At 58.0% G+C, this 8,671-nt stretch carries 9 protein-coding genes; 8 read left to right on the top strand and 1 reads right to left on the bottom strand.

From position 1 onward, the window contains the following. From J3U87_RS26145 to tnpC, 6 genes are all read left to right on the top strand, one after another. Complete coding sequence (locus J3U87_RS26145; protein ID WP_237378736.1) at positions 1-522, top strand: hypothetical protein; 522 nt, start codon at positions 1-3, stop codon at positions 520-522. A gap of 312 nt (positions 523-834) precedes the next feature. Next, positions 835-1,170 (top strand): IS66 family insertion sequence element accessory protein TnpA, encoded by a 336-nt coding sequence (gene tnpA / locus J3U87_RS26140; protein ID WP_237378735.1) that lies wholly within the window; start codon positions 835-837, stop codon positions 1,168-1,170. Further along, positions 1,170-1,388 (top strand): IS66 family insertion sequence element accessory protein TnpB, encoded by a 219-nt coding sequence (tnpB, locus tag J3U87_RS26135; protein WP_237378734.1) that lies wholly within the window; start codon positions 1,170-1,172, stop codon positions 1,386-1,388. The genes tnpA and tnpB (J3U87_RS26135) overlap by 1 nt, the downstream gene beginning before the upstream one ends. Beyond that, complete coding sequence (gene tnpB, locus J3U87_RS26130; RefSeq protein ID WP_237378733.1) at positions 1,385-1,531, top strand: transposase; 147 nt, start codon at positions 1,385-1,387, stop codon at positions 1,529-1,531. The genes tnpB (J3U87_RS26135) and tnpB (J3U87_RS26130) overlap by 4 nt, the downstream gene beginning before the upstream one ends. A gap of 71 nt (positions 1,532-1,602) precedes the next feature. Next, entirely contained in the window at positions 1,603-2,079 is a 477-nt protein-coding gene (locus tag J3U87_RS26125) for an IS66 family transposase (protein ID WP_237378732.1), read from the top strand. Between the two features lie 45 nt (positions 2,080-2,124). Continuing rightward, positions 2,125-3,237, top strand: coding sequence for an IS66 family transposase (gene tnpC / locus J3U87_RS26120; RefSeq protein ID WP_272932522.1), 1,113 nt, complete (start codon positions 2,125-2,127; stop codon positions 3,235-3,237). Between the two features lie 467 nt (positions 3,238-3,704). Here the strand turns inward: tnpC and J3U87_RS26115 are convergent, their stop codons facing one another. Further along, positions 3,705-5,876 (bottom strand): vWA domain-containing protein, encoded by a 2,172-nt coding sequence (locus tag J3U87_RS26115; protein ID WP_237378730.1) that lies wholly within the window; start codon positions 5,874-5,876, stop codon positions 3,705-3,707. A 441-nt stretch (positions 5,877-6,317) separates the two neighbouring features. On the opposite strand from J3U87_RS26115, the gene J3U87_RS26110 reads away from it, so the two are divergent. Both J3U87_RS26110 and J3U87_RS26105 read left to right on the top strand, forming a co-directional pair. Further along, a complete protein-coding gene (locus J3U87_RS26110) occupies positions 6,318-8,168 on the top strand; it encodes a hypothetical protein (RefSeq protein ID WP_237378729.1) in 1,851 nt (616 codons plus the stop codon). Beyond that, positions 8,150-8,473, top strand: a complete 324-nt coding sequence (locus J3U87_RS26105) for a pirin family protein (RefSeq protein ID WP_337249578.1) — start codon at positions 8,150-8,152, stop codon at positions 8,471-8,473. Before J3U87_RS26110 ends, J3U87_RS26105 begins: the two co-directional genes overlap by 19 nt. The last annotated feature ends 198 nt before the right edge of the window (positions 8,474-8,671 follow it).

The following is an 8,671-nucleotide window of genomic DNA, read 5'->3' as shown; positions in this document are numbered from 1 at the left end:
TTGACTAAAGTACAGCTAAACAAAGATGAATTTGAACGACTCGATTTCTCCGAAAGTATTTTGATTTTTCACCCGCCTACCTTTCCAATTTCAATATTTGAAATCAGAATTTGGGGAGTCACCTTATTAAAGAACCATGATTGGCAGTTTTCAACCTGCAGTGACCCTCTAATTGATATTAAAAAAGAAGATCAATTTGTAGCAGATTTCTCAAAATTATCTTTTGTTAATGTGGGCTCAATCAAGATCTCCGCAAAGCCCTTTGATAACGATAGTCAATCCGGATTTTTCGTCAACCGAATAACAAATACTGATATTGTATTGGAAAAGAAATGGAATGGTTCCTTTGCGAAAGATTTATCACAATTCCAAATGGCCTGCATTCTAGATTGGCCCAGTGGTTTTTGTAATTTAACAGTATTATGTGAAAAATGTGAATTTTCCTTTGATAAAAACAAGCTAATCTCTGTAGCAGAGTTCTGCAAAAAACCTTCGGATTATATCCCTAAAGCCTTGCGGTAGCCTTCCTATCTATGAGGAAGTTTTACGAGCGTTAACAGTGCTGGTTCGCAAGGAGATTGTTGAACAATATTATAAGGCATAATACCACGCTTTAATCTCCAATAGGTGGGCGAATGGGCCAGCGCGGAACTCGCCCGACCTTGTCTTACGCAGAAACGAGAAGGGGCAGGGCCGGGTCGCGATGGCGACCAGCTCGATGTGGAACCAGTCACGGCGTGCAGGTGACATCTACGTAAGCGCTTAGTGTGTCGCGGGTAGGCACATTGAAACCGGATAGAGATAGTGGGACATCTCAAATACGGAGATTTCCCCTTGAGCAATTCATCTGCTGCGCGTGTCGAGAAACGGGAGCTGTGGCAAAGTCGCATCGAAGACTGGCAGGCGTCCGAATTGAATCAGTCTGCCTACTGTCGCCAACATGGTTTGGCGCTGCCGCAGTTCCAATACTGGAAACGACGTTTCTCCGAGCCCGCGCCCAGCCGGGGGCTTCGGCTTGTCCCGATCAAAGCCGAGCCAGGGTCCTCCAGCCTCAATCCTGAGGGCCGGGGAATCATCCGGCTCCATGCACATGGCTATATGTTGGAGATCGAGCCGGGTAGCGATGTCACGCTCTTGGCTGCGGTTTTGGACGTTTTGGGAGGTCGGTGATGTGGCATGTGAGAGCCGATGCGCGGGTGTTTCTGGCGTTGGGAGCGACGGACATGCGCAAGGCGATCAATGGCCTCGCCTTGCTTGTTGAGCAGGAACTGGAGGGTCGACTATTTTCCGGCGATCTGTTTGCGTTCAGCAACCGCAGCCGCACACTCGTGAAAATCCTCTACTGGTCGCCAACCGGATTTTGTACGGGGCGCGCAGCCTATGGATGAAACGGCTTGAGGCTGAACGGTTTCGCTGGCCCACCCGCGAGACCGAGGTCCTCCAAATCGGGCAACGCGAGCTCGCCTGGCTGCTCGACGGTCTGGACATTCGCCAAGCACACGAAACCTTGCGGTATTCGGCATGCAACTAATTCGCATGTCAAGGACTTGGATCACCAGCGTAGCGCACTGGTTTCTGGTGGGTTGTGCTAGGATTTTCGCTATGGAAACCGCCGCGATTGCGCTCGCCGAACAAAACGAAGCCCTCAAACAGGCGCTGGCCCGAAAGGACGCGCAAATCGCGACATTGGATCAGCACATCGGACTCCTGGAAGAGCAGCTCCGGCTGTTGAAAGCCAAGGCCTTCGGGCCCAAAAGCGAACGCATGAGTCAGTTGGTGGGTCAACAGGCTTTGTTCGATATGGATGCACTCGAAGCCGAAGAGAAGCCGGCCGACGACGAGCCCGCCTCGGATGAGGACGCGCGCGAGACGATCACATACGAACGCCGCAAGAAGCGCGGCCCGCAACCCTTCCCGGAGCACTTACCGCGTGAGATCCGCAAGCATGAACTCCCGCCGGAAGAGCGCCAGTGCACCTGCTGTGGCGAGGAAATGACGGTCCTCGGCAAGGACGTGACCCGAGAACTGGAGTACGAGCCCGCGGTTGCCAAGGTCATCGAGCACCACCACTACAGCTAAGGCTGCCAGCTTTGTAAGCAAGACGAAGACGGGCTCGAGACGCCGATCGTATCCGCGCCTCGCCCTCCTCGATTGATCCCCGGAGGTCCGGCTTACCGGGGGATGGCGGGCCCCGGCCTGTTGGCTTTTGTGATGACCTCCAAATTCGTGGATGGCCTGCCGTTCTACCGAGTGGAACGTCTGATGGGTCGACTGGGCGTCAAACTGGGCCGGGCAACCATGTGCAACTGGGCGCGCCAGATCGGTGATCGACTGGAGCGGATGTGGGATCTGCTGCTTGCCCAAGCCAAGCAATACACCTGGCTGCAGATGGACGAAACTACGGTCCAGGTGCTCAACGAGCCGGACAAAGAGAACACCACGAAGTCGTTCATGTGGGTCATTCGTGGGGGGCCACCTGAAAGGCCTATCGTTTTGTTTCACTATGACCCTAGCCGATCAGGCACGGTGGCGGCACGATTGCTGGAAGACTTCCAAGGCACCGTGCAGACCGATGGCTATGCCGGCTACGACTTTCTAGGTCGCGTGCCCGGGGTCGTGCATGCCGGCGATTGGGACCACGTTCGCCGCAAGTTCGCGGATGTCCGCAAATCACTGGGAAGAAAGGGTAAAAGCGGGAAGTCAGGAAAAGCCGACGAGGCCTGGAAGCTGATCGGCGAGATGTACCAACTCGAACGGGAAGCCAGGGAGCAGGGCGATTCGGATTCGGCGTTGCTGGAAATGCGCGACAAGCAGTTACGTCCGAAAATCGCCGCGTTCAAAACCTGGCTGGACCACCTGGCAGGCTGCGTGCCGCCCAAGAGCCTCCTGGGCCGAGCCATCCAGTACGCGCTGGGCCAGTGGCACAAGCTGGATTTGTTCCTGGATCGTGCGGAGGTTCCGATGAGCACAGCCTTGGTGGAGAACGCGATCCGACCCTACGTGATCGGCCGCAAAGCCTGGCTCTTCAGCGGCAGCCCGGAAGGCGCCCAGGCCAGCGCCCGGATTTACAGCATCGTCGAGACGGCAAAGTTAAACGGTTGGGAACCCTACGTCTATCTAAAACAGTTGTTCGAGCGTCTGCCTGCCGCACAGACCGACGAAGACCTCGCGTTGCTCTTGCCAACATGTTCTCAGGAAATCATCGCGTATTCAGCGGGCCACGACGCGACGCATTAAGCGCTTACCACCGCAGCACCGCCGGACGACCAGTCTGTCGCTGGACCGGGCGGGCAACCGCACCTACGAGCTCGGGCAGGGCGACGGCTACGAACGAGAGCGCGCGTACAGCTACCAGCCCGGGCACCAGATCAGCGGGTTCACCGAAACGGCGCGCGAGGGCGAGGTGCTATCCACCTCGCGTCAAGTGCTGTACGACTACGACGCCAACGGAAACCGCACGGCCAAGACGGACGTGGACCGGCTCGCCAATCGGGCGACGGCGACGCGGATGCGGTGGGACGCGCGGGACCGGCTGCGGCGGGTGGAGCGCGACGGGATCGAGGCGTTGAACTTCGCCTACGACGACTTGGACCGACGGATCCGCAAGTGGGGCGACAGCCGCCAGGGTTCGGCGATGCTGTATACCTGGGACGAGTTGGCGGTTCTGGCCGGACTTCGCCCAGTCGGTGGCGGAGCTCCCTTTTTTACTTCAATGTCAGCGTGTGGGTCTTGTCCGGTTCGACGATGGCGCGCTCGATCACTCGAGGCGGCGTTTCGCGGGTCTGCACGCGGTAGGTGCCCGCGGGGACCTCCACCGGCTCCGCACCGACCATGCCCGATGCCACCGCCTCACCCGTGGCGTCGAGGACGTCGTAGGGGATCTGGAAGGCATCCGTCACCGATTCACCCAATTGGGCCGCGTTGTCGGCGTCGAAGTAGGCGCCATCGCCCAAATCGGCCCAGAGCGCGAACGCCTGCTTGAGCGCCTCATCCTCGATCGCGAAGCCGACGATGTTCACGCGCACGTCGATGCCGCCGTCCTTGAGGGCTTGGATCGTCGCGGCCGGATCACCGCCGCAGGTCTCCTCGCCGTCGGTGATCAACACCACCATGCGCTGCCCCTTGACCTTGGCCAGGTCGGAGGCCACCAGTGAAAGCGATTCGGCGATTGGGGTCTTGGCCAGGTTTTTCGCCTGGATTTGCTTGATGCGCGCAACCGTTTTGGATCGATTCAACGGCGCCAACGCCTGCTCCAAGTCCGTGCGGCACGCGTCCGCCTCCTGATGACCGAACACGCGCAACGCGAAGGGCGTGCCCTCCGGAATGGTTTGGGTGACCAGATCGACCAGGGCCTGTTTGGCGATGTCGATGCGCCGCTTCCCATCCATCCGTTGCAACATGCTGCCGCTGGCATCGAGAATCAGTTCCACGGCCGACTCGGACGGGAGCGGGACCGATCGGGTATCCTTGCCAAGTACGATCGCCAAACGGCCAGGAGGCGTGGCGGTGGGCGTCACCACCAAAAGTTGACTCGCCAGCGGCTTATACTTCCTGCCCGTCAAGTATTGCAACTGATACTCGCCCGCTTCGAGCGGTGCGCGAATCGTCAAAGGACTGCCCCGATTGGTGTAGCGATAAGCGGCAAACGCCCGCCGCCCCTCGGGTTTGTGGACGACGCCGATGAAATCGCGTGGATTGTTCGGCCCCTCCCACGTGACGTCGAACGAACTGCCGGCCTCCACCCTGTCGGGCGCCTGCAAGCTGGCACTCACCGGCTCCACCTTCAACGGTATCGACGCCAGGGTCATGTATTTCTTGGCGGTCAGGTAGCGAATCTCGTAATCTCCGGCCTCTTCAGGGACACGTACCCTCAAGGGATTACCCCTTCGGGTGTATACCCAGGTGCCGTACTTGCGTGCCTTGGCTCCGGCCTCCACGATCGTGACGAAATCGCGAGGGTTGTTCGGTCCGGTCCAATCCACCGACAGCCATCCACCAGCCTTGGCCGAAGGCGCGGCCTTCAGCTCCGCCGAAACCGCGGTCACCGTCAGCGGCGTCGTGGCCAGCGTGTAATAGCGACCGCCCGTCAGATACCGAACCTCGTAGTCACCCGCGACTTCCGGCGCCGTCATGGTGAACGTGGAGCCCTTTCGCGTGTAGACGTAGGAACCGTAGGTGCGCTCCTTGGCGCCGGCTTCCACGATGGTGACGAAATCCCTCGGGTTGTCCGGACCGGTCCAGGAAATCTCGAACGTCTTACCCGCGGCCACGGACGAGGGCGCCGTCACCGTGGCACTGACGGGTGTCACCTTCACCGGCGCGCTGGCGAGCGTGAAGTACTTCTGTCCCGTCAGGTAGCGCACCTCGTAATCGCCCGGCTCGTCCGGCGCGGGCAATTCGAGCGGATTCCCCTTCTTCGTGCGCACGTATTTGCCGTATTTCCGCTCCGGTGCATCGGCCGCGACAATCGTGATGAAATCCCTCTGGTTGCCCGGACCCGTCCAGTTCACGTCAAACCGCGAACCGGCCGGCACCGTGGCGGGCACCTTCACGGTCGCCGTCACCGCCGTCACCTCGAACGACTTCTTCACCAGCGTGGGATACGGGTGGTCGGCAGCGAGGAAACGCACCTCGTACTGCCCGGGCACCTCCGGGGCGGCGACCGTCCACGACTTCTGACGCGCATACTTGTACTTTTTGTATTTGCCTTCCGGCGTGTCCTTGGCCACGATGGTGATGAAGTCTTTCTCGTTTTCGCCCATCGTCCATGCAACGGTCATTTTGGCACCGGCGGCAATGGTTTCGGGACACTCGATACTTACCTGGCCATAGAGGGCCTGACAGAGGCATAGCAGAAAAAGGATACGTCGCAGCATGGCGTCCGGACTCCTTGTGATATTGGGGTTTTGCCCCATTCTAACAGAGTCCGCCGAAGAATCGACCAAAGGAGCCACTCATGGACGCCTGGTACCTTTCCCCGCGAGGCGAGGCCAGGCCGGCGACATCCCGCCACCGCCCACCGTGGCCGGAACCGCGTCGATCGAGATCAGGCAGACAAGGCCCCATCCGAAACACCGTGCAACCACAAAGAACCGCCCCCGACACTCCCCTTCCCTACGCTTATCGAAACAACGAATATCGGCGGGCGTGGCGATCAAAACGGTGGATCCGTCACACAATGGCAGACACATTTGGAACCGCAAATCCCATATGGTGTATTGTGTACGTCTCAGGAATCATCCATCCATATCATATTATCGAAATCTACTTTTCAAAACGCATATGACGTTTGTTCAAAATGCTTTACAGGAGTATTCATGTCCCGCAAATGGATCGCTTTCGTTCTGTTTTGCCTTCCCATCTACGCCCAGGAAATGACGATGGCGCGCTTCTACGAAGGCGTGGCCCTGTGGAACCAGTTCTGTTCCGGGCAAGATTGTACCGATTTCGATCAAAACGGCGATTCGCGTATCGGCATGTTGGACCTGGTCCAGGTCGTCACGGAGCACCTCATCCCGATTAGCGATCCCGACGCCCCCGTCCTGCTCTTTTCAGACATGGAAAGTGGCCCGAAATCAGGTTGGAGTGCGGCCGAGCCGCAAAAGGGCGCCGCCATCACCATTTGGGGTAAGGGATTCGGCCTCGAACGAGGCACGAGCTACGTCACGGTCAACGGCATCGCCCTAACTGCGGACACCGACTACGCGGTTTGGGCCGAATCCTGGCCAACCCCTTTCTATCAGAGAATCACCTTCTGGCTGAACGAGAACATGACGAGTGGCGCCGGAGGCATCACGGTCACGATCGACGGCACCGAGTCGAACAGCCTACCCTTCACCATCCAAGCCGGCCGAATTTTCTTCATCACAGCCGACAATGACAATGGCGAAGGAACCATCGACAACCCGTTCGACATCAAAGACACGCGGTCCGGTGCTCGCTGGGTCTCGAACATGCAGCCTGGCGATATCTACTATTTCCGAGACACCGATCCCTATACCGAAATGGCGGATGGCGGTAAATCCATACTATGGTTAAGAGACACGGCTCCAAGCGGACAGGCGGGCAACCTCATCGGCCTAATCGCCTATCCCGGCGAAAAGCCCCTGTTCTCCATTCCCGTTTATAATTCCAACTTCCACAGGGGGTACCAGGCCAGTAACGATTACATGGTGTTTTCCGGCTTCGAAATCGATTCGGAGTATTGGACCGCCAAGTTGGCCGGCGATCACCATCGATTCATTGGAAACAACCTGATCGGCGTGAAAAACTTTTACGAAGCCGGCACGGGCACCTTGAACGTCGGCGGCAACGGAAACACGGTACTGGGCAATGCCGCCCACGGCGGGCGCAGCGGTAACCGGCTGGATCACGCGATCTACCTGAACGGTTGCGCCCCGGACGAAGGCAACTACGTGGGTTGGAACTATTTGTACGACAACGATTTCGGCAGAGGTCCGATTTTGGTGGTCAACCACCAGGAAAATCGGTGCGACTCCTCGGAAATCCTGAAATCTCACTTCATCTTCAACAACATCATCGATTGCAACCCCCAAAGGTCCAGAGCCATCGGAATTTACGACCTGAGTTACGATAGTGGCGAACCCGAGCCCGATCCGACCTATGTCTACAACAACATCGTGATGAATTGCGGTACCTACGATCCGAACGATAGCGAGGTGGGTAGTGCACCCGCGATGTACCACAACAACGGCCATGCCCGTTTCTACAACAACATCTTCCACAATTCGGGATACGTGGGATTCTCGGCAGGAGGAAGCTCCCTGAAGCTCACGACCCATTTCCGCAACAATATCGTGACCATGACCCAGGACTTTCCAGGAAACGGCGGCACGACCGATTACGTGGAAGTCGACGAGAACACCCATCTCTCAAACAATCTGTATTTTGGAAACGGTGATTATCCAACCTGTGGCGGTTGTGCCGAAGATGCGGAGAATGTCAACAATGAAGATCCCCTTTTCGTCAACCCGGCAGCCACCAACTTCCAGCTCCAAGAACTCAGTCCGGCCATCGATGCCGGCACTGCGGACTTGCTCTTCGAGTTTCTACCACCACACTATGCGCCGATCACGCGCGACATTCATTTGATACTACGGGAAGGCCGTTACGATCTTGGAGCTACGGAATACCGGGAGTCTCCCTGAACGGTGCACGAAAACGCAATCGGTGGTGCCTTCTGGCTTCACGTACCGGGCCCGAGGGTTCGATTTCGTTGAACCAGGATGCAGACCTCTATGCGACCCTGCTCGACGACGTGACCGAACTCTCGTTCAGCCCCTCGCCAAAACGCGCGCAGTGGCTTCACGTGGCCAAGGGCCGGGTGACTCTCGACGGTCAACACGCCCTGAAAGAAGGAGACGGGGTCGCCATTCGCGACGAGCCCGTCATCGCACTGAGCCAAGGCAATCAGGCGGAGGTGCTGCTGTTCGACCTGGCCACGTCGGGCTAATCGGATCCCGAACAGGCGGGCCCCGGGGTTCAGCTCACCGAAAACCCAGAGGACTCGATCGGGTTCTTTCATGGGCGACCCTGTCAAGCTCGATCCAGATACAGGTCGTTTTTGAAACCGTTCCTTGGCATCGGCTCGATCCCCAGGGTAAATAGGTGATCAAGGCCTTGCCGATAATGTTGGCCGTACTCCTCCAGG

This window comes from Sulfidibacter corallicola, assembly GCF_017498545.1.
Lineage (GTDB): Bacteria > Acidobacteriota > Holophagae > Acanthopleuribacterales > Acanthopleuribacteraceae > Sulfidibacter > Sulfidibacter corallicola.
This window is presented reverse-complemented; position numbering and strand designations above follow the sequence as displayed.